This window comes from Clostridium perfringens ATCC 13124 (assembly GCF_000013285.1).
GTDB lineage: Bacteria > Bacillota > Clostridia > Clostridiales > Clostridiaceae > Sarcina > Sarcina perfringens.
In genome coordinates this window covers 1,490,049-1,509,857 of sequence record NC_008261.1, presented here as the reverse complement: position 1 = coordinate 1,509,857, position 19,809 = coordinate 1,490,049, and the positions used below count along the sequence as shown (strand labels likewise).

Sequence of the window (19,809 nt, the reverse complement as noted above, 5' to 3'; positions counted from 1 at the left end):
TATAAAATGTAAAATTGGAGGTGAAGTTTTTTTGGATAGAAGAACTCGTATGGTCGCACCAAGAAATATTATAAATGCAAAACAATTATATTCTTTTTATGTACTAAAAGAACTTTCAAAGGGACATGAGGTTTTTGGTAATAAAGTTTTAGAAGCTTTTAGAGATGAATTTTCTAGTGCTCCTCTTCCATTCCCAGTATCATCTAGTACAATTTATGATACACTTTATGACTTAGAGCAAAAAGGCTTAGTTACAAGTTATTGGATAGGGGATGACTTTATAAATAAAAGAACAAAAAAGATGTATAGAATAACAGATGAAGGCAAAGAGTATTATAAACTTCACGTTGCTGATTATGTAGATGCCTTAAGGAAAAACAAGTCAATAATAGATATACTAATAAAAATGCTTACAAACTAAATTTTAATCCTCTCTTTAAGTAAATATTAATTTAAAGAGGAATTAATTTTAATAAAAAACACATGAGTTTTTTAGCTCATGTGTTTTATTTTATATGATTATAGATTATTTTCTATATTTCTATATTTATTGTATCTTTCATTTAATAAGGTATCTAAATCAGTACCCTTCATTTCACCTAAGGCTTCTAAAATTGTCTTTTTAATGTTTTGAGCCATTTTAATTGGATTTTTATGTGCTCCTCCCCTAGGTTCTTTTATTATTTTATCTATTATATTAAAGCTTTTTAAATCCTGAGCAGTTATTTTCATTACACTAGCAGCTTCCTCAGCTCTAGAAGAATCTTTCCACAATATAGATGCAAAGCCCTCTGGAGATAATACAGAATAAATAGAGTGTTCTAGCATAAATACTTTATCTGCAACAGCTAAGGCTAAAGCACCTCCACTTCCACCTTCTCCAATAACTATTGATATTACAGGAACCTTTAATCCCATAAGTTCAACTAAGTTTTGAGCTATAGCTTGCCCTTGTCCTCTCTCTTCTGCACCTATGCCACAAAAAGCTCCTGGAGTATCTACAAAGCAAATAACAGGCCTTTTAAATTTTTCTGCTTGTTTCATAAGTCTTAATGCTTTTCTATATCCTTCTGGGTGAGGCATACCAAAGTTTCTTTTTATATTTTCCTTTGTATTTTCACCCTTGCATATGCCTATAACAGTAAAACTTAGATTATTTAAAAGAGCTATTCCTCCAATTATTGCTTTATCATCTCCAAAGTTTCTATCCCCATGTAATTCTATAAATTCATCAAATATTTCATTTATATAAAATTTTGCATTAGGACGATTAGGATCTCTAGCTATTTTTACTTTATTCCATGCATCTGCTGTTCTTATTAGTTCTCTACTCATAATCCACCTCATGCATTCTTAAAAGAGAAGTTATTACTTGTTTTAAATCTTTTCTTTGTACTATCTTATCTATAAATCCTTTTTCCAATAAAAATTCTGCAGTTTGGAAATCATCAGGTAACTTTTCATTAATAGTTCCTTCTATTACCCTTCTACCTGCAAAACCAACTAAACATCCTGGCTCGCTTAATATGATATCGCCTTCCATGGCAAAGCTAGCAGTTACCCCACCAGTAGTAGGATTTGTTAATACTGTAATATATAATAAGTTCTCTCTACCATGTCTATAAATTGCCCCACTAACCTTTGCCATTTGCATAAGAGAATATATTCCCTCTTGCATTCTCGCTCCACCAGAGCAAGTAAATATTATTAAAGGAAGTCTATTTTTAGTTGCATATTCAATGGCTCTAGTAATCTTTTCACCAACAGCCGTTCCCATACTTCCCATCATAAAATTAGAATCCATTACACAAAGAACTACTTTTCTCTGAGCAATATAAGCTTCTCCTGTTACAACCCCTTCAATAACATGACTTTTCTTTTGATATCCTTTAATCTTCTCTTCATATCCATTAAAATCTAAGGGATTTCTTCCAACCATTTTTTTGTCAAACTCAACAAAAGTATTTTCATCTGTTAAATATTTAATTCTTTCATATGCTCCTAACTTAAAATGATGACCACAATTAGGACACACATTAAAATTTTCTCTTAAATCTTCAGTATATAAGATTTTTGCACACTTTTCACACTTGCTCCACATACCAGAGGGTATATTTGGTTTTTCATCTTCATTTAATTCAGTATCATTTAATTCAACTGAACTAACAGTTATATACTTTCTTTTATTTAATAAATTCTTAATCATACTTATTCACCAACTTTTCAGATAAAAATGAAGTATTATAAGTACCATTTTTAAAATCTTCATGATCCAATATTAAAAAGTGATAGTCTATGTTAGTTGTTATACCATCAATAGCAAATTCATCTAAAGCCCTTTTCATTTTAGAAATTGCCTCTTCTCTATCTTTACCATGAACTATTAGCTTACCAATCATTGAATCATAACAATGGGGTATCTTATATCCAGAATAAATTGCTGTATCTAAACGAACTCCAAATCCTCCTGGGAAATTAATTTCCTTTATTAAACCAGGGCATGGCATAAAGTTTTTACTTGGATCTTCAGCATTTATTCTGCATTCTATGGAATGACCATTTATCTTTAAATCATCTTGAGTTATTTCTAACTCCTTACCAAATGCAACTTTTATTTGTTCCTTAACAAGATCAACACCTGTTATCATTTCAGTTATAGGATGTTCAACTTGTATTCTTGTGTTCATTTCCATAAAATAAAATTCACCATTTTTATCTAGTAAAAATTCAATTGTTCCAACATTGCTATAGTTTACAGCTTTAGCTGCTTTAACTGCAATCTTACCAAGTTTATCCCTTTGTTCATCACTTAAAATTGATGAAGGAGCTTCTTCTAAAACTTTTTGATTTTTTCTTTGAGCTGAACAATCTCGCTCAAAAAGGTGAAGGGCATTTCCATGCTTATCGCATAATAATTGTACTTCTATATGTTTAGGATTTTCAACAAATCTCTCAATGTAAATTTTATCATCACCAAAGTTTGCTTGAGCCTCTGATTTAGCTGTGTTGTAATTTGAAATAAAATCTTCTTCTTTATAAACTATTCTTATTCCTTTTCCACCACCACCTGAGGAAGCCTTTACTATTACAGGGAATTCTATTTTTTTAGCTATCTTTAAAGCAAACTCTGGACTTTCAATTTCACCTTCATATCCAGGTACAACAGGAACATCAGCCTTTTTCATTATTTCTCTTGCCATAGCTTTGTTTCCCATAAGTTCTATAGCTCTCCAATTAGGGCCAATAAACTCAATATTACACTCTTCACACATCTTAGCAAATCTTGGATTCTCAGATAAAAAACCAAATCCAGGATGAATAGCTTCAGCCCCAGTTAAAACACAAGCACTTAATATATTTTGAATATTTAAGTAACTTTCTTTAGAATTCCATGGACCTATACAAACTGCTTCATCAGCTAACTGCACATGTAGTGCATCTTTGTCTATTTCAGAATAAACAGCTACAGTAAGAATTCCTAATTCTCTACAAGCACGTATTATTCTAACAGCTATTTCACCTCTATTTGCTATTAATATCTTTTTAAACATAATTAAATCACCTAACCTATTGCAAACATAATTTCTCCAGAACAAGCGATTTTTCCATCTACAGTAGCCGTAGCTTTACCAAATCCAATGCTTCCTCTAAGTTTTATTATTTCAACTTCAAGTCTTAGAGTATCACCTGGTAAAACTTGTTTTTTAAATCTGACTTTGTCTATCCCTGCAAAGAAAGGAGTTTTTCCTTTAAACTCTTCTTTATTTAATAGTGCTATAGCACCTGCCTGAGCTAAGGCCTCTACTATTAAAACCCCTGGCATTACTGGATAATCTGGAAAATGTCCTTGAAAAAAAGGTTCGTTTATTGTTACATTCTTATATGCTACAACTTTACTTTCAGTTATCTCCTCTACTTTATCAACAAGTAAAAAAGGATATCTATGAGGAAGTATTTCTTTAATCTCATTTATATTCATCATAATTATGCTCTCCTAACTTTAAATAAGGGTTGACCATATTCAACCATATTTCCATTTTGAACTAATATATCAACAATTTCTCCAGATACTTCACTTTCAATTTCATTCATAAGTTTCATTGCTTCAACTATACATAAAACATCTCCTGAAGAAATTTTGCTTCCTATAGAAACATAACTCTTTTCTCCAACTCCAGGTGATTCATAGAATGTACCTACCATAGGTGAAGTAACTAAGTATAAGTCTTCATCTTGAATTATCTCTTCTTTAGGCTGTGATTTGACTTCCTCAACCTTTGAAATTGATTCATTTTTTTCTTCTGATATATCAGTTTTTTCTGTTTCTTCTAGATTTGAAGCTTTCTTTTCTTCTAATAAATTTCTAGTTAGAGATTTATCCATCTTTATATATGAATTATCTACTTTAACCTCAAAATAAGCAATATTAGAAGAATCGATTTTATCTATAAGCTCTTTAATTTCATTAAGATTCATAATTTCAACTCCTAATCCCACTTTTTAAATAATAATGATGCGTTATGACCACCAAATCCTAATGCATTATTGATTACATAATTTAATTCTACTTCTCTACCCTCATTTACAACATAATCTAAGTCACAATCTTCATCAGGAACTTTATATCCTATTGTTGGTGGAATAAATCCTTCTTCTAAAGCTTTAACACATATTACTGATTCTATAGCTCCAGCTGCTCCTAATAAATGACCAGTCATTGATTTTGTTGATGAAACTGGTATATCATAAGCTTTTTCACCAAAGCATCCTTTAATAGCTAAAGTTTCAAATTTATCGTTTAAAGGAGTACTTGTTCCATGTGCATTTATATATGAAATTTCATCCTTATTTATTTTTCCTTCTTCTATAGCTGCTTCTATAGCTCTCTTAGCTCCATCACCTTCTGGATCAGGTGAAGTTATATGATATGCATCACAAGTTGCACCATATCCTATAATTTCTCCATAGATTCTAGCACCTCTTTTTTGAGCACTCTCTAAACTTTCTAATATTAATATTCCAGCGCCTTCTCCCATAACGAATCCAGATCTTTCTTTATCGAAAGGTATTGAAGATCTTTTAGGATCATTATTAGTATTTAATGCCTTAAGATTAGTAAATCCTGCAATGGCAGCTCTAGTTATAGAAGCTTCTGATCCACCTGATATAACTATATCTGAATATCCATGTTTTATACTTCTATAAGCTGCACCTATAGAGCTTACCCCTGTAGCGCAGGCAGTAACTAGTGATTCACATACTCCTTTTGCCCCATACTTAATAGCAATATTTCCAGCAACTAAGTTTATTATTCCTGATGGAATTGCAAAAGGTGAAACTCTATTTGGTCCTTTAGTTAATAAAACATCAAATTGTGCTTCTAAGGTACCATATCCACCTATTCCTGAACCAACTATAACTCCTACTCTATTTGGATCTACATTTTCATCCTTTAAGTCTAATTTAGCATCCTTCATTGCCTCTTCTGTAGCTGCAAGAGCAAAATGAGTAAATCTATCTAAACGCTTAGCTTCCTTTTTATCTATAAAATCCTCTGCTTTAAAGTTTTTAACTTCTCCTGCAATTTTAACTTTATAATCACTAGCATCAAATAAAGTTATTTCATCAATTCCACAAACACCTTTTTTAGCATTGGTCCAAAACTCCTTTACATTGTTTCCAATTGGTGTAATTGCTCCCAATCCCGTTATAACAACTCTGTTTTCCATAATAATTACTCCTCCTACATTACCATTCCGCCATCTACATTTATGACTTGACCTGTTATATAATTTGCTGCATCTGATGCTAAGAATCCTACTAAGTTAGCAACGTCTTCAGGGTCTCCTAATCTTTTTAAAGGAATATTTTTAGAAGCTTCCTCTTTAACTTTTTCAGATAAAGAAGCTGTCATATCAGTATTTATAAATCCAGGTGCTACAGCATTTACAGTTATTCCTCTACTTCCTAATTCTTTAGCTAAAGATTTAGTTAATCCTATAACACCAGCCTTTGATGCTGCATAATTTACTTGACCAGCATTCCCAGCTATACCTACAACAGAAGTCATGTTTATAATTTTACCAAACCTTTGTTTCAACATTATGGCAGAAGCATGCTTTGCACAATTAAATGTACCTTTTAAGTTTACATCTATTACATTATCAAAGTCTTCTTCCTTCATTCTCATAATTAAGGTATCCTTTGTTATACCTGCATTATTTACAAGTATATCTATTTTCCCAAATACTTCCTTACATTTATCCATAAGATTTTTAGAATCTTCAAAATTACTTATATCACATTTTACAGTAAGAACTTTTACCCCTTTTCCTTCTAAAATGGCTTTTAATTCTTCTGCCTCTTTATCAGAATTTCTATAATTTATAACAATATTAGCTCCATGATCTGCTAATTTTAAAGCGATTGCTCTTCCAATTCCTCTTGTTCCACCAGTTACTATTGCTACTTTATCTTTTAACATAGGTTAAAGTACCTCCATCTCTCTTAATTTTGATAATGTTTTTTCTAAAGATTTTAAATCCTCTACATTAAGCACTGTAACATTTTTATTTATTTTTTTAACAAATCCACTTAAAGCTTTACCAGGACCTATTTCGATAAAAGTATCTACACCACTTTCAATCATTTTTTCTATATCATTTATAAATAAAACAGGCTTTTTAACTTGAGAAGTTAAAAGTTCTATTATATTATCATCTTCTAAATAGGCTTCTCCCTTAACATTAGACATAACAATTCCATTTAATTTATTTATTGAAATTTTATTTAATTCATCTTCTAATTTCTCAGCTGCTGGCTGTAACATTGAACAGTGAAATGGAGCTGATACAGGTAATTTTATAGCTCTTCCACCAACTTCTTTTATAAATTCCATAGCTTTTTCTAAAGCTACTAATTCTCCAGAAATAACAATTTGGCCAGGTGAATTATAATTTGCACCCTCAACTATTCCATATGGAGAACTTTTTTCTATTATTTCATCAACTTGTTCTGGAGTCATTCTTAAAACTGCAACCATTCCACCAATACCTTCTGCCACAGCTTCTTGCATAAATTTACCTCTTTTTTTAACTAGTTTAACTCCATCTTCAAAATTAATGGCACCACTATGAATAAGTGCAGAATATTCTCCTAAGCTTAATCCACAACTTATATGAGATTTAACTCCTAATTTATCTAGTGCTGTAAGTATAGCCATGTTTGTAGTTATTATTGCAGGCTGAGTAAATTCAGTTTTATTTAATAATCCCTCAGGATCATTAAAACAAAGTTCTTCCATATCTATGCCTAAGGCTTCACTACTTCTTTTAAATACTTCTTTACTTTCTTCAAAGTTATCAAAGAATTCTTTGCCCATTCCTACATATTGGGCTCCTTGCCCTGCAAATAAAAATCCTAGTTTAGCCATTAAAATACCTCCCAAAATTTAACGGATTAAAAATAAATATATCTATAATTATATTCTCATTTAGTATTATTTTCTAGATTTTTGTTTTTTTAAGAATTATAACTTAATTAAAGCGGCTCCCCAAGTAAGTCCTCCACCAAAGCCAACCATTATTATGTTATCTCCTTTTTTCAAATTACCTTCATTAATTGATTCACAAAGGGCTATTGGAATGCTTGCCCCTGATGTATTCCCATAATTCTGTAAATTTGTTATGAACTTTTCTCTTGGTATTCCTAATCTTTTAACTACGTAATCTATAATTCTTAAATTTGCTTGATGAGGAATTATAGCATCTATATCTTCTATTTTTATGTTTTCTTTTTCTAAAATCTCTACTATACTTTCTTCCATTACTTTTGTTGCAAACTTAAATATCTCTCTTCCATTCATGTTTATGTAATTTTCAGAAACTTCTCTTCCATCTTTAAATGGACTATTTAGAGGTAACCCCTGAATAACAAGGGAATCTCCCTTAGAACCATCAGATTTTACATTTACACATTTTATTCCACAATCTTCTTCTGTACTTGTAAGAACAGTAGCTCCTGCTCCATCTCCGAAAAGAACACAACTTCCTCTATCTTCCCAGTTTAGTGCTTTTGATAAAGTTTCTGCACCTATTATTAAGGCATTCTTAGCCTCACCTGATCTTATTAAAGATCTGCCTAGTTTAAGTGCATATATAAATCCAGTGCATGCCGCATTTATATCAAAGGCCCATGCATTTTTAGCTCCTAACTTATCTTGCACAATACAAGCTGTAGATGGAGTGAAGTTATCTGGAGTTACAGTAGCTAATATTATTAAATCTATATCTTCAGCACTTAACCCTGCTTGATTTAAAGCTTTCTTACTAGCCTCTACTGCTAAATCAGAAGTGTTTTCATCTAATGAAATATATCTTCTTTCTATTCCGGTTCTAGTTCTAATCCACTCATCGCTAGTCTCTAAAAATTCTTGTAATCTTTCATTTTCTACTAAGTTTTTAGGTGTATATAAGCCAAAGCCTATCATTTTAGCATTTTTCATATTAACTCTCCTTTGATTTCATAAGTTCTAGTTTCTTTTGAAAGAACTTATCTAACTTATCTAGAGAACTTATTAAAACCTCCTCTTCACCAACACCTAGTTCCTCTAAAACATGATCTATCATTTCTTCATGAAATTTTTCATGTACTTTATAAGCTAGAGTTCCTTTCTCTGTAAGTTCTATCATAACAACTCTTCTATCTTCTTCTATTCTTCTTCTATTTACATATCCTTTTTTTATTAATTTGTTTATAGCAGTTGTTAAAGTACCTACTGTTATTTTTAAATCAAATGCCACCTCTGACATTGTTCTTGCTTTCTCTATCCCTATGGCCTCTATAGTATGCATTTCTGTTATAGATAAATCATTAAATGGTGCACTTTTTAATGCAAATTCCTCTATTCTCAAAATATTATTGAATAATTTCACTAAAATATTATTTAATACTAATTCACTTTCCTTCATCCTAAAATCGCTCCCTTACTTCAAAATCATTAGGTATAAAATTCAAATATTTTGAATGTCAAACCAAATATTTTGATATTCAAAATATACTATACCTAATAAAAATTGTCAACTATTATAAATTTTATCTTAAAATAAACCCCATAGATAATACTATGGGGTTTATTTATTTTAAACATCCTCTGGCTTAAATGATATTAATAAATTTTCTCTATTGCTTCCTAAGTATCTATATTTTACATTTGCTTTATCAAACATAAATTTAGATGCCTTAACAATGTCAGTATCCTTATATTTATCTGAAAGGTATATTACTTCAGTTATCCCAGCTTGAATTATTGCCTTTGCACATTCATTACAAGGGAACAAAGTAGCATATACTCTGCAGTTTTTAACATTCTTACCTGTACTATTTAAAATAGCATTTAGTTCAGCATGACATGCATATGGATATTTTGTTTCTAAAAAATCTCCCTTATTTCCCCAAGGCAGATCATCATCTGAACATCCTTTAGGAAAACCATTGTATCCAATACCTACTATTTTATTATCATTATCAACTATACAAGCTCCAACTTGAGTGTTTGGATCTTTACTTCTTTTAGCACTAATTAATGCAACTCCCATAAAATATTCATCCCATGAAATATAATCTTCTCTTTTGCTAATCATATTAACCTCCTAAATAGAAACTTAACACTTATTTTAAAGTTTTTTTATTTTTTTTCAAGGGTTTTAAAAAATTTCATTGTTATTTTTTCTTAAATTTATTGCTTTTTTAGGACATTTAGATACACATATCCCACAAGATGTACATTTTTCATAATCAATTATTGCAAGGTTATTTTCAATCCTTATGGCTTTACTTGGACAATTTTTTTCACATAGCTTACATCCTATGCATCCTACGGAGCAATTTTGATTTACAATTTTTCCACTATCATTAGAATTACAACTAACAATTACCTTTTGATCTTCCTTTATTATATCTATAAGATTTTGTGGACATGCACTTACACAAGCTTTACATGCTACGCATTTTGAAGAATCAACTTTTGCTATACCATCTATAATACTTATTGCTTCAAATTTACATGCATCTTTACAGCTTCCTAATCCAAAGCATCCAAAGCTACATCCTTCACTTTCATTATCTTTTAAAAATTCTTTAGCCTCTATGCAATTTTTATTTTCTGGAATATTTAATTGAATCTTTTTATTTTTACAATCTCCCATACACTTTACAAAAGCAACTTTCTTTTCAACAGGTTTAACCTTTGCTCCTAATATTTCACCAATTTGCTTAGCTACATTTTGGCCACCTACTCCACACAAACTAATATCAGCTCCTTCATAAACTAAAGCATTAGCATAGGCATCACACCCTGGATAGCCACACCCTCCACAGTTAGCTCCTGGCAAAATCTCTCTTATTTTAGTAACTCTCTCATCTACTTTAACTTCAAACTTTTTAGATGCAAATCCTAAAAGAATCCCAAATAAAAAACCTAATACACCTAAAACTAAAATAGAATAAAATATACTTGAAAAGTCCATTTAATCGCCTCCTGATCTATATAAGTCCTTGGAATCCTAAAAAGGCAATAGACATAAGTGCTGCTGTAAAAAGAGTTATTGGTAATCCTCTAAAATATGGATGTATTTCTTCATTGTCATCTATTTTTTCTCTTAAAAATGACATTAATACTATAGCAAGCATAAATCCTCCAGCAGCCCCTAAAGCATGTACTATTGATTGAATAAGATTATATCCTTCTTCCACATTAGTAACAGCCATTCCTAAAACAGCGCAGTTTGTAGTTATTAAGGGTAAAAATATACCTAAGGCTTTATATAAACTAGGACTATATTTTTTAACAACCATCTCCACAAATTGAACTAAGGAAGCTATAACAAGAACAAAAACTATTGTTTTTAAATAAGTTATATTAAATTTATCTAAAACAAGATTATAAACAAGCCAAGAAATTATACTAGCTAATACCATTACAAAGGTAACCGCAAGTCCCATTCCTACTGCAGCATCCTTCTTTTTTGAAACTCCTATAAATGAACATATTCCTAAAAATTGTGATAAAACAAAGTTATTAACAAGCATAGCTCCAATAAAAATCAGAAATAATTCCATAAACTTCACCTCTAATCCCCATATATTTTATTAAGAATTTTTACTGCATCCAGAACAAGTGCTACAATTATGTTCTAAACATTTAGCCTTTTTCCCTTGCTTTTCAGCTTTCTTTATATTTCTATAATTTAAGAAAGTCATTAATGCTCCTAAGGTTAAAAATGCACCTGGAGCTAATATCATAATAGTAGCTGGCTTAAATCCCTCTGGCATAATGCTCTTTCCTAAAAATGTTCCAGCACCTAGTATTTCTCTAAAAGTTCCTATAGAAAATAACGCTATAGTAAATCCAATTCCCATTCCAATGGCATCAAAAATAGATGGTAGGATTTTGTTATTTGAAGCATAAGCCTCAGCTCTCCCTAATATAACGCAGTTAACTACTATAAGAGGTATGAAAATTCCTAAGGATTTATATAATGATTGAACATAAGCATTCATTAACATATCAACCACAGTAACAAAGGATGCAATTATAACTATATATGCAGGAATTCTTATTTTATTTGGTATAAACTTTCTTAAGGCTGAAATTATCATATTAGAAAAAATTAAAACCACTGTAGAAGCTATTCCCATGCCCACGGCATTTTCAACACTTGAAGTAACTGCTAGGGTTGGACACATAGCTAATACTTGAACAAATATAGGATTTTCAGTAACTATACCATTTTTTAATCTTTCAAATAAAACTTTCAAAAATATCCCTCCCTAATTTAACTAAGATTATTATTATAGAAATTAATCACATTAGTAATTCCTTTTATAATAGCCATTGAGCTCTTAGTTGCTCCGCTTATTGAATCAACATTAACCACTTCACCATAGACACTTAAATCAATTTCATTTGTGTTTTCTTTAACTGAAAGTTTATCTAGGGAAGATACTCCTATAAAAGAATTTAAAAAGTTTTCATCTTCTATTAAATCTCCTAAACCAGCAGTTTCTTTATGATCTATTATTTGTACCCCTGTAATTATTCCACCTGTTGAAATTCCAAGGGCAAATTTAATTGGTTTCTCTTCATACATACCAACTTCACTAGCTTCTATGGCATAACCAATCTCTTTTTCTCCATTAGATACTATAGAAACCTTATCTATTCCCTCTTCTAATTCAATAGTTAATTCCTTTAGGTCTCCTTCTAGGTTAATCTTTGATAAATTTAAGATCTTTTCCTTTGATAGATCTTCTCCTAAAACATTTTCTTTATAAAAACTAATTGCATCATTTATTCCACTTGAAACAGCATTTGATGATATGGTTGCTCCTGTTATTCCTTGAATTTCCCCCTGAGAACTTGGTGAGGTTTTAACTATTTTTATATTATCTTCAATGGTTAACCCTTTAAACTTTTCAGAAAAAGAACTCTCTTCAACCTTAGCTCCTAAACCTGGAGTCTCTGCTTGGGATAATACTTTAACTCCACTAATTTCTCTATTCTTATCAATAGCTACTACCATATCTATTGGCCCATTAAATCCCTTTGGAGAAACTTTTATAATATATCCTTCATTTTCAGAACCATTTTTAGCTTGGAACACTTCTGATATAGTTGAATCTTCATTCTTTTCAAAAGCAAAATCTTCTAATTTATTTGCTTTAGGCAATATTTCTTTTAAATCATCTGCACTTAACTTTGCATTTTGAGCAATAACTTCTTTTGTAAATTCATTTGCAAAACCTAAGAATACTCCTGCAAAAGAGGTTATTAAACAAAGTATAATGCCTAATTTTAGATTTTCTTTCATGATATTTTCCCTCCCATAAATAAATAATTTAAAAATCTAAAATCCTTAGTACACTACTTTAAAATTACTAGTTAATTGTGATTTTAATAAATCAATATTTCATTAGCATTATTTTCTTTTTAGGCTATATTAAAAGGTAGTGTTTTAACTCTTAAAATATTACAAAAAATAAAAAAAACATAAGACTAGATTTGTTTAGCCTTATGTTTCTTAAAAATATAAATTTTCGCTTCTAATAAATATATCTTTTTTCTATGCTTGAATCTGATATTATAGGTGAAATATCAACTTTTAAAACTGAATCTTTAGAGCAGTTTTCCATAGAAATAATAGTTATATTCATATTTACTTTTCCTAATATTTTTACAGGTACATTGTTATTAAATATTACACTTCTCTCTTTAAATCTTCTATAAATCATTCTAAATATATCATAGAAAACATTATTTTTAATTTCTCTGCTTATGCCTAAGCCATGAACATTACCACATTCAATTATTCCTATTTCCATATCCTTATCTGCCTTAAAAAGACAACCATATCCTACAGTTTGTCCCTTTGAAACTTTATAGGTATTTACTGGTTTTGCATAGTATTCATAAGTCTTTTTAATTCCTTTATTAAAGCCTATATATCCATAAAGAACATTACCGGCTCTTGCCCCTGTAGTAAAATCACATGCTTTTCTTAATTGATCATTTACAATAGCACTTGACGCCATGCAGTGTATTATTCTTACTTTATCTTTATACTTTTCAACTGTAGATTTAAATAATTCTATTTGTTTTAAGGTATAATTAACATCCTTAGCATTATGTAAATGAGTATAGATACCATCTATTTCAAGGTTAGGAAATTCATTTTTAATTCTTTCTATAAATGAATCTAACTTGTTAGGCTTTATACCCATTCTGTTCATACCTGTATCTACATATATATGTACTCTTTTCTTTGTTTCCTTATCTAATTCATTTAATATTTCCTCATTATCTAAAGTTAATATTAAATTATCTCTTTCATCTTTAAAATCATCTTTTGTACATAAAGGTGATAAGATAAGTATATCCTTATTAATATTATCTAAGCATAAGCTCTCATCAATATTACCTACTGCTATTATGTCAACCTTATCTTCTATAAATTCAGCAATTTTTTTACTGCCTAATCCATAAGCATCTCCCTTTATAACTGCAATTAGCTTTTTATTTTGTATTAAATCTCTTATTACATTTATATTATTCTCTATATTTTTTAAATTTACATCGCACCAAAAATAATTACTCATTTTAAAATCCTCTTTCTACATTGAAATTACATTTTATATGATAACATTTTTTTATGAATATATAAATTACTAATTTATACCTAAATAAAAAAATCCCTTTACTCTTTAAAGCAAAGGGAAAAATTAATGCCTACGTAAGCCTTTTTAAAGACTCAAAAATAGTATATTCCTAATAATAATTATTTATTCTCTTTATTTTCTTTTAAAATATCAGCAATAGCTGCTATACTTCCTAAAGAAGAAACTGCTTCATTAGGTAAAATAAGCTTATTAGCTGGGTTAGCTGCCATTTCTTTTAATGCTTCAACTTGTTTTAAAGCAATTACTACTTCGTTAGTTCCAGATTCAATTATTGAAGTATTTATTCTTTCAATAGCTGCAGCTTCTGCCTTTGAAACCTCTTCAATAGCTCTAGCCTTACCTTCAGCTTCAAGTAATTGAGATTCTTTTAAACCTTCAGCATGTCTTATATTAGCTTCTTTTTCAGCCTCAGCTCTTAAAATTTTAGCTTGCTTTTCAGCTTCTGCTCTTGCTATTTCACTTTGTTTTAAACCTTCAGCTTGTAATATAGTAGCTCTCTTATCTCTTTCTGCCTTCATTTGTTTTTCCATGGCATCTTGAATTTCAGCTGGAGGAATTATATTTTTAATTTCTACAGAAAGTATCTTTATACCATAAGCATCTGTTATAGAATCTATTATTGTTAAAAGCTCTAAGTTTATTTTATCTCTACCTGATAAAACTTCATCTAAAGACATATTACCTACTATGTTTCTCATGTTTGTTATTGTTGAGTAAACTATACCTGATTTAAAATCTTCTATATTATAAACAGCATCTTTAGCGTTTAATACTTTATAGAATATAACATTATCAATTTCAATTTTTACGTTATCTTTTGTTATTACATATTGTGGAGGTATATCTAGAATTTGTTGCTTTGTTGAAATTTTCTTTCTTACAAAGTCAGCGAAAGGAATAACTAAATGCCAACCTGGCTCTAAAATTTTACTAAATTGTCCAAAACGTTCTAACACATAAACATATCCTGTATTTACAACCTTGATTGATGAAATTGCTGCAAATAACACTATTAATAATAAGATTATAATAATTACAGTAGCTACCATGAGTAACCCCTCCTAGTTTTTATTTTTTTATTAGAATTTTATTTCCTTCTATTCCTATGATCTCGACTTCTGTCCCTTTCTTTAATGGTCCACTAACACTTTTAAATGTCCAATAAATCCCCTCAAATTTAATCAATGATGAATCTTCTACATTTTCATCTAATATAATTTTTCTTCCTATATAGGATTGTTCCATGGTTTTTGTTCCTATATTATCTACTTTTATCTTTCTTTTAATTTTAGGATAAACATAGAAGAAAAATAAAATTGTTATTATGGAGAATAGTATGAATTGTAATATTACATTCACATCTAGAAATGCTAATACTAAACCACCTAAAGCCCCAAAGGAAAATCCAACAAATAGAACATCAGAACTTAAATAGTCTATTATTATTCCAGCTAGAATAACTACTACCCAAAGCCATAACATAGTTTGCCCCCTCCTTTTTTTATTAATTTTAACTTTTTATTAATATTTACTTTATTATACAGTTTATACATTATTATTTCAAGTACTATTTTAAACTTTTTTAAATAATATTTTTAAACTTAATAAGAGTTAATTAATACTATTTATCTCCTGTTGATTTTCTTATAAATTCACATTAATATTTAATATATAGTTTTGTTTAGTAAAAGTTACTACTATAAGAAAATATTATTTAAAAATCTAGTTTTACTTAAAGGATAAACTTTTATTACTATAGAAATACTAAAAATAAAAATATACTGGAGATGATGCTATGGATTTCATAAAAGTAGGTGCAGCTTCACCTAAATTAAAAATAAGCGATACAAAATATAATCTTAAAGAAATAGAAACTATGATTTTAAATGCTATAGAAGAAGAAGTTAAGGTTTTAGTTTTTCCTGAGCTAAGTATATCAGCATACTCTTGTGGTGATTTATTTACCAACAAAAAGTTAATTGAAAATTGTAATTTAGCAATAAAAAATCTAGTTGAATTTTCTAAAGGCAAAGATATTTTAATGGCTGTTGGTGCTCCTTTTTTATATAGATATTCCTTATATAATTGCGCATATGTAATATTAAATGGAAAAGTTTTAGGTATAGTGCCAAAAAGCTACATACCAAACTACTCTGAGTTTTATGAAAAAAGATGGTTTACAGAAGGTTTTAATATAAAAGGATTAAATGTTGATTTAGATTTTCAAAAGGAAGTACCTTTTGGAACTGATTTAATATTCTCATTTAAAAATTTAAAAGTAGGTTTTGAAATTTGTGAAGATCTTTGGGTTACTATACCACCTAGCTCTAATTTAGCTTTAATGGGTGCTAACCTTATTTGTAACCTTTCAGCTTCTAATGAACTTGTATCAAAAAGTTCTTATAGAAAATCATTAGTTCAAAACCAAAGTGCTAGAACAATGTGTTCTTATATTTATTCTTCAGCAGGAGTTCATGAATCAACTACAGATTTATTATTTAGTGGTCACATGATAATAGCTGAAAATGGAACTATTATAAAAGAAAATAATAGATTCAAAAGAGAAAATGATTTATTAACTGGTATAGTTGATTTATTTAAATTAGACGCAGAAAGAATAAAAAATATAAGTTTTAGAAATTCAACTTTTAATGAAAATAATGAACCTAGATTTATTCCTTTTAATTTAGAAAATACAGAGATTAAAAACTTTGATAGAGAAATAGATAAACATCCTTTCTTACCAAAATCTCAGTATGCTATGGAAGCACGTTGTGAAGAAATATTAAACATACAAGCTGCTGCCCTTGCTAAAAGATTAGAGCATACAAACCTTAAGAAAGCAGTAATTGGTATTTCAGGAGGATTGGATTCTACTCTTGCCCTATTAGTTGTGGTAAAAACCTTTGATATGCTAAATATACCAAGAGAAAATATAATAACTATAACTATGCCTGGTTTTGGAACTACAGATAGAACTTATAATAATGCAGTAACTTTATGCAAGGAACTTCACTGTGATTTTAGAGAAATAAATATAGTAAATGCTGCTCTTCAACATTTTGAAGATATAGGACATGATAAAGATATTCATGATGTAACATATGAAAATGTTCAAGCAAGAGAAAGAACTCAAATACTTATGGATTTAGCTAATAAGGAAGGTGGATTATTAATAGGTACTGGAGATCTTTCTGAACTAGCTTTAGGATGGTGTACTTATAATGGAGATCATATGTCAATGTACTCAGTAAACTGCTCTATTCCTAAAACTTTAGTTAGATTCTTAGTTAATTATTTTGCTAATCATGAAATTTCAAATGATGCTAAGGAAGCTTTATTAGATATTTTAGATACTCCTGTAAGTCCAGAATTATTACCAAAGGATAAAGAAGGTAAAATAGCTCAGAAAACAGAAGACATTGTTGGCCCTTATGAACTTCATGATTTCTTCTTATATCATTTTATAAAGCATGGATCAAGTCCTGAAAGAATACTATTCTTAGCTAAGGAAGCATTTAAAAATGATTATAATGAAGAAACTCTAAAAAAATGGCTAGATAAGTTTATAAGAAGATTCTTTACTCAACAATTTAAGCGTTCTGCTCTTCCAGATGGACCAAAGGTTGGTTCTATATCACTTTCTCCTAGAGGTGATTGGAGAATGCCTTCAGATGCTGTATATAATGACTTTTTAATTTAGTAATATTAAAAGGCTTAAAATATGAACTATAAACATTTTCTTCACATTATTTTTAATTAATAAAAAATAATTTTAGACTCTGTTTATAGTTCTTTTTTGCTTATTTATAACTATCATTTAAAATTTAATTTTTAAATAATGGTAAAACTCCTAAATAGATTAATTTTACTATTTTTGCTCCTTTTTTATATAATAAAATCTTATTTTGTAAAAAAAATAAGAACATTGACATAGTTTTGCCAAAAATATATTGTAAAATTTTATATATATAATGTATAATTAGAATTTAGACAGATACTTATTTATTTTATCGAAATATGTTTGATAAAAATTATTGAAAAAGGAGGAGCTATAAAGCTATGAGTAAATATGATAAAAAACTTAAAAAAGCGTTAGCTCAATATGAAAATGGGAATTATGAAGAAGCATTAGATATATGTGAAAAAGTACTTGATAAGGACTATAATAACGAGGAAGCTCTTACACTAGAAAGTAGAGCCCTTGAAAAGCTTAACAGAATAAGCGACGCTATTGTTTCTTGGAAAATAAATGCTGAGTATAATAACAATGAGGAAGCTAGAACAAAACTTGATAAATTTAATAATTTAGATGAAAAAAAACTAGCAATGAGTACTATATTCAGTGAAACTATGAAGGATGAAATTAAGGCTAGACTTCAAGAAGAAGCTCAAAAAGAATATGCTAAGCAATTAGAAAAGAGAGATTCTGAAATTAAGCCATTACCTAAAGACACTGAAAAAGAGAAAGAAAACAAAAAGGTTGAACAAGCTCCAGTTATTAAGATAAATAAAGAAAAACCTAGAGAAGATGTTAAGATTGATGATATAAAACCATTAGATCATAAAGCTAAAGAAACTTCAAAGACTGAAAGTAATCATCTTGATAATGTGACAAAGGTAGATTTCCATAAAAAAGATGAAATTAAAAAATCTAAAGATAAACCTAAGGATGATAATGAACCTAAAGTTATTAGTACTCCTAATTTTAAAAACGAGAAATCTAACGCTAAAAAATCTAACAAAAAGAAACCAGTTAAGTATATAGCTGTAGCTGTTTCAGGTGCTATAGTTTTATTACTTGCTTATGGAGTAACAAAAAATATAAAAACTACAGATGCTAGTAAAAATCAAATAACAGCAAGTGAAGAAGCTAATAATAATGCTAACAAGACTGAAAATTCAACTGACAATAAGACAAATGAAGATTCAAAAAAAGAAACTAAGACTATTACTGCTGATGAATTAAATAAAGCTATTAGTAATAATGATATAAATTCTCTTTATACACTATTAACTTCTACTCCTAAGGATAAAGTACCTCAAGATGCCTTAGATGCTTATAATAAAGCAGAAAATTTAATGAAAACTGATGGGGTTAAGGATTTATACCTAAAAGGATCAGATTTATTTAAAGAGAAAAAATATGAAGATGCCCTTAAGGACTTTGAAAAAGCATATGCCTTTTCATCTGATTCTTACTTGAGACCTCACTTAATTTATTTCATGGGAACTTCTTATGAAAACTTAGATAAAAATACAGAGGCAATCAAGTATTTCCAAGAATATTTAAAGGATTATAAGGCAAAACCAGATGCTGAAGATTTTATGTACACACCTCAATGTTTATATAACTTAGCTATTTTATATAATAAAGAAGGTAACAGTGCTGAATCTAAAAAATATGCGCAAGAAATTGAAAATGATTATCCAAACACAATGTTCTACAATGATGTTACTAAAAAAATTATATACGGTAATTAATAAAAAAGCACAAGGAATTATTCCTTGTGCTTTTTTATTATCTATAGATTAAAACTTTATAGATAATTATTTTAAAATCTCTTCTCATAC

Annotated in this window: 21 protein-coding genes; 3 read left to right on the top strand and 18 right to left on the bottom strand. The window is 29.1% G+C overall.

The annotated features are described in order from the left end of the window. The first annotated feature begins 31 nt into the window (after window positions 1–31). Complete coding sequence (locus CPF_RS06510; protein WP_003470407.1) at window positions 32–421, top strand: PadR family transcriptional regulator; 390 nt, start codon at window positions 32–34, stop codon at window positions 419–421. A 98-nt stretch (window positions 422–519) separates the two neighbouring features. Here the strand turns inward: CPF_RS06510 and CPF_RS06505 are convergent, their stop codons facing one another. From CPF_RS06505 to CPF_RS06420, 18 genes are all read right to left on the bottom strand, one after another. Next, complete coding sequence (locus CPF_RS06505) at window positions 520–1,335, bottom strand: acetyl-CoA carboxylase carboxyltransferase subunit alpha (RefSeq protein WP_003458527.1); 816 nt, start codon at window positions 1,333–1,335, stop codon at window positions 520–522. Beyond that, window positions 1,328–2,206: an acetyl-CoA carboxylase, carboxyltransferase subunit beta gene (gene accD, locus CPF_RS06500; protein WP_003458574.1), complete on the bottom strand. Its 879-nt coding sequence runs from the start codon at window positions 2,204–2,206 to the stop codon at window positions 1,328–1,330. Before accD ends, CPF_RS06505 begins: the two co-directional genes overlap by 8 nt. Then, on the bottom strand, window positions 2,199–3,551 hold the full coding sequence (locus CPF_RS06495; protein WP_003458585.1) for an acetyl-CoA carboxylase biotin carboxylase subunit: 1,353 nt from the start codon (window positions 3,549–3,551) through the stop codon (window positions 2,199–2,201). The genes accD and CPF_RS06495 overlap by 8 nt, the downstream gene beginning before the upstream one ends. 11 nt (window positions 3,552–3,562) lie before the next feature. Then, window positions 3,563–3,982, bottom strand: a complete 420-nt coding sequence (fabZ, locus tag CPF_RS06490) for a 3-hydroxyacyl-ACP dehydratase FabZ (RefSeq protein WP_003448879.1) — start codon at window positions 3,980–3,982, stop codon at window positions 3,563–3,565. Window positions 3,983–3,984: 2 nt separating this feature from the next. Continuing rightward, window positions 3,985–4,476 (bottom strand): acetyl-CoA carboxylase biotin carboxyl carrier protein, encoded by a 492-nt coding sequence (gene accB / locus CPF_RS06485; RefSeq protein WP_003458640.1) that lies wholly within the window; start codon window positions 4,474–4,476, stop codon window positions 3,985–3,987. An 11-nt stretch (window positions 4,477–4,487) separates the two neighbouring features. Beyond that, window positions 4,488–5,729, bottom strand: coding sequence for a beta-ketoacyl-ACP synthase II (gene fabF, locus CPF_RS06480; protein ID WP_003458580.1), 1,242 nt, complete (start codon window positions 5,727–5,729; stop codon window positions 4,488–4,490). A gap of 14 nt (window positions 5,730–5,743) precedes the next feature. Beyond that, window positions 5,744–6,484, bottom strand: coding sequence for a 3-oxoacyl-[acyl-carrier-protein] reductase (fabG, locus tag CPF_RS06475; protein WP_003458601.1), 741 nt, complete (start codon window positions 6,482–6,484; stop codon window positions 5,744–5,746). Between the two features lie 3 nt (window positions 6,485–6,487). Then, window positions 6,488–7,432 (bottom strand): ACP S-malonyltransferase, encoded by a 945-nt coding sequence (gene fabD / locus CPF_RS06470; protein ID WP_003466538.1) that lies wholly within the window; start codon window positions 7,430–7,432, stop codon window positions 6,488–6,490. A 96-nt stretch (window positions 7,433–7,528) separates the two neighbouring features. Next, the gene (locus tag CPF_RS06465) at window positions 7,529–8,503 is read right to left on the bottom strand and encodes a beta-ketoacyl-ACP synthase III (protein ID WP_011590666.1); all 975 of its coding nucleotides are present in this window, start codon (window positions 8,501–8,503) and stop codon (window positions 7,529–7,531) included. Between the two features lies 1 nt (window position 8,504). Further along, a complete protein-coding gene (locus CPF_RS06460; protein WP_003470412.1) occupies window positions 8,505–8,969 on the bottom strand; it encodes a MarR family winged helix-turn-helix transcriptional regulator in 465 nt (154 codons plus the stop codon). Window positions 8,970–9,140: 171 nt separating this feature from the next. Further along, window positions 9,141–9,641 (bottom strand): deoxycytidylate deaminase, encoded by a 501-nt coding sequence (locus tag CPF_RS06455; RefSeq protein WP_003470410.1) that lies wholly within the window; start codon window positions 9,639–9,641, stop codon window positions 9,141–9,143. A gap of 63 nt (window positions 9,642–9,704) precedes the next feature. Further along, the gene (locus tag CPF_RS06450) at window positions 9,705–10,526 is read right to left on the bottom strand and encodes an RnfABCDGE type electron transport complex subunit B (RefSeq protein ID WP_003470383.1); all 822 of its coding nucleotides are present in this window, start codon (window positions 10,524–10,526) and stop codon (window positions 9,705–9,707) included. A 16-nt stretch (window positions 10,527–10,542) separates the two neighbouring features. Beyond that, window positions 10,543–11,118 carry an electron transport complex subunit RsxA gene (gene rsxA / locus CPF_RS06445; protein WP_003448909.1) on the bottom strand — a complete coding sequence of 192 codons (576 nt, stop codon included), beginning with the start codon at window positions 11,116–11,118 and terminating at the stop codon, window positions 10,543–10,545. Window positions 11,119–11,148: 30 nt separating this feature from the next. Further along, complete coding sequence (locus CPF_RS06440; RefSeq protein WP_003470400.1) at window positions 11,149–11,817, bottom strand: RnfABCDGE type electron transport complex subunit E; 669 nt, start codon at window positions 11,815–11,817, stop codon at window positions 11,149–11,151. A 17-nt stretch (window positions 11,818–11,834) separates the two neighbouring features. Next, window positions 11,835–12,869 (bottom strand): RnfABCDGE type electron transport complex subunit G, encoded by a 1,035-nt coding sequence (locus CPF_RS06435; RefSeq protein ID WP_011590665.1) that lies wholly within the window; start codon window positions 12,867–12,869, stop codon window positions 11,835–11,837. A gap of 232 nt (window positions 12,870–13,101) precedes the next feature. Next, a complete protein-coding gene (locus CPF_RS06430) occupies window positions 13,102–14,154 on the bottom strand; it encodes an alanine racemase (RefSeq protein WP_003475565.1) in 1,053 nt (350 codons plus the stop codon). A 179-nt stretch (window positions 14,155–14,333) separates the two neighbouring features. Next, on the bottom strand, window positions 14,334–15,284 hold the full coding sequence (locus tag CPF_RS06425) for an SPFH domain-containing protein (protein WP_003477756.1): 951 nt from the start codon (window positions 15,282–15,284) through the stop codon (window positions 14,334–14,336). Between the two features lie 19 nt (window positions 15,285–15,303). Further along, window positions 15,304–15,717: an NfeD family protein gene (locus CPF_RS06420; RefSeq protein ID WP_003448822.1), complete on the bottom strand. Its 414-nt coding sequence runs from the start codon at window positions 15,715–15,717 to the stop codon at window positions 15,304–15,306. Between the two features lie 313 nt (window positions 15,718–16,030). Here CPF_RS06420 and CPF_RS06415 point away from each other — a divergent pair, with 313 nt between their 5' ends. Further along, entirely contained in the window at window positions 16,031–17,938 is a 1,908-nt protein-coding gene (locus CPF_RS06415) for an NAD(+) synthase (protein ID WP_011590664.1), read from the top strand. A gap of 359 nt (window positions 17,939–18,297) precedes the next feature. Then, window positions 18,298–19,719: a tetratricopeptide repeat protein gene (locus tag CPF_RS06410; protein ID WP_011010208.1), complete on the top strand. Its 1,422-nt coding sequence runs from the start codon at window positions 18,298–18,300 to the stop codon at window positions 19,717–19,719. Window positions 19,720–19,809 lie beyond the last annotated feature (90 nt).

Excerpts from the sequence above, each read along its gene's own strand:
- CPF_RS06455 (WP_003470410.1), bottom strand. The coding sequence starts at position 9,641 with ATGATTAGCAAAAGAGAAGATTATATTTCATGGGATGAATATTTTATG.
- CPF_RS06420 (WP_003448822.1), bottom strand. The coding sequence starts at position 15,717 with ATGTTATGGCTTTGGGTAGTAGTTATTCTAGCTGGAATAATAATAGAC.
- CPF_RS06410 (WP_011010208.1), top strand. The coding sequence starts at position 18,298 with ATGAGTAAATATGATAAAAAACTTAAAAAAGCGTTAGCTCAATATGAA.
- accD (WP_003458574.1), bottom strand. The coding sequence starts at position 2,206 with ATGATTAAGAATTTATTAAATAAAAGAAAGTATATAACTGTTAGTTCA.
- CPF_RS06425 (WP_003477756.1), bottom strand. The coding sequence starts at position 15,284 with ATGGTAGCTACTGTAATTATTATAATCTTATTATTAATAGTGTTATTT.
- fabZ (WP_003448879.1), bottom strand. The coding sequence starts at position 3,982 with ATGATGAATATAAATGAGATTAAAGAAATACTTCCTCATAGATATCCT.
- CPF_RS06450 (WP_003470383.1), bottom strand. The coding sequence starts at position 10,526 with ATGGACTTTTCAAGTATATTTTATTCTATTTTAGTTTTAGGTGTATTA.
- CPF_RS06460 (WP_003470412.1), bottom strand. The coding sequence starts at position 8,969 with ATGAAGGAAAGTGAATTAGTATTAAATAATATTTTAGTGAAATTATTC.
- CPF_RS06495 (WP_003458585.1), bottom strand. The coding sequence starts at position 3,551 with ATGTTTAAAAAGATATTAATAGCAAATAGAGGTGAAATAGCTGTTAGA.
- CPF_RS06435 (WP_011590665.1), bottom strand. The coding sequence starts at position 12,869 with ATGAAAGAAAATCTAAAATTAGGCATTATACTTTGTTTAATAACCTCT.
- CPF_RS06505 (WP_003458527.1), bottom strand. The coding sequence starts at position 1,335 with ATGAGTAGAGAACTAATAAGAACAGCAGATGCATGGAATAAAGTAAAA.
- CPF_RS06430 (WP_003475565.1), bottom strand. The coding sequence starts at position 14,154 with ATGAGTAATTATTTTTGGTGCGATGTAAATTTAAAAAATATAGAGAAT.
- CPF_RS06465 (WP_011590666.1), bottom strand. The coding sequence starts at position 8,503 with ATGAAAAATGCTAAAATGATAGGCTTTGGCTTATATACACCTAAAAAC.
- fabG (WP_003458601.1), bottom strand. The coding sequence starts at position 6,484 with ATGTTAAAAGATAAAGTAGCAATAGTAACTGGTGGAACAAGAGGAATT.
- fabD (WP_003466538.1), bottom strand. The coding sequence starts at position 7,432 with ATGGCTAAACTAGGATTTTTATTTGCAGGGCAAGGAGCCCAATATGTA.
- fabF (WP_003458580.1), bottom strand. The coding sequence starts at position 5,729 with ATGGAAAACAGAGTTGTTATAACGGGATTGGGAGCAATTACACCAATT.
- accB (WP_003458640.1), bottom strand. The coding sequence starts at position 4,476 with ATGAATCTTAATGAAATTAAAGAGCTTATAGATAAAATCGATTCTTCT.
- rsxA (WP_003448909.1), bottom strand. The coding sequence starts at position 11,118 with ATGGAATTATTTCTGATTTTTATTGGAGCTATGCTTGTTAATAACTTT.
- CPF_RS06415 (WP_011590664.1), top strand. The coding sequence starts at position 16,031 with ATGGATTTCATAAAAGTAGGTGCAGCTTCACCTAAATTAAAAATAAGC.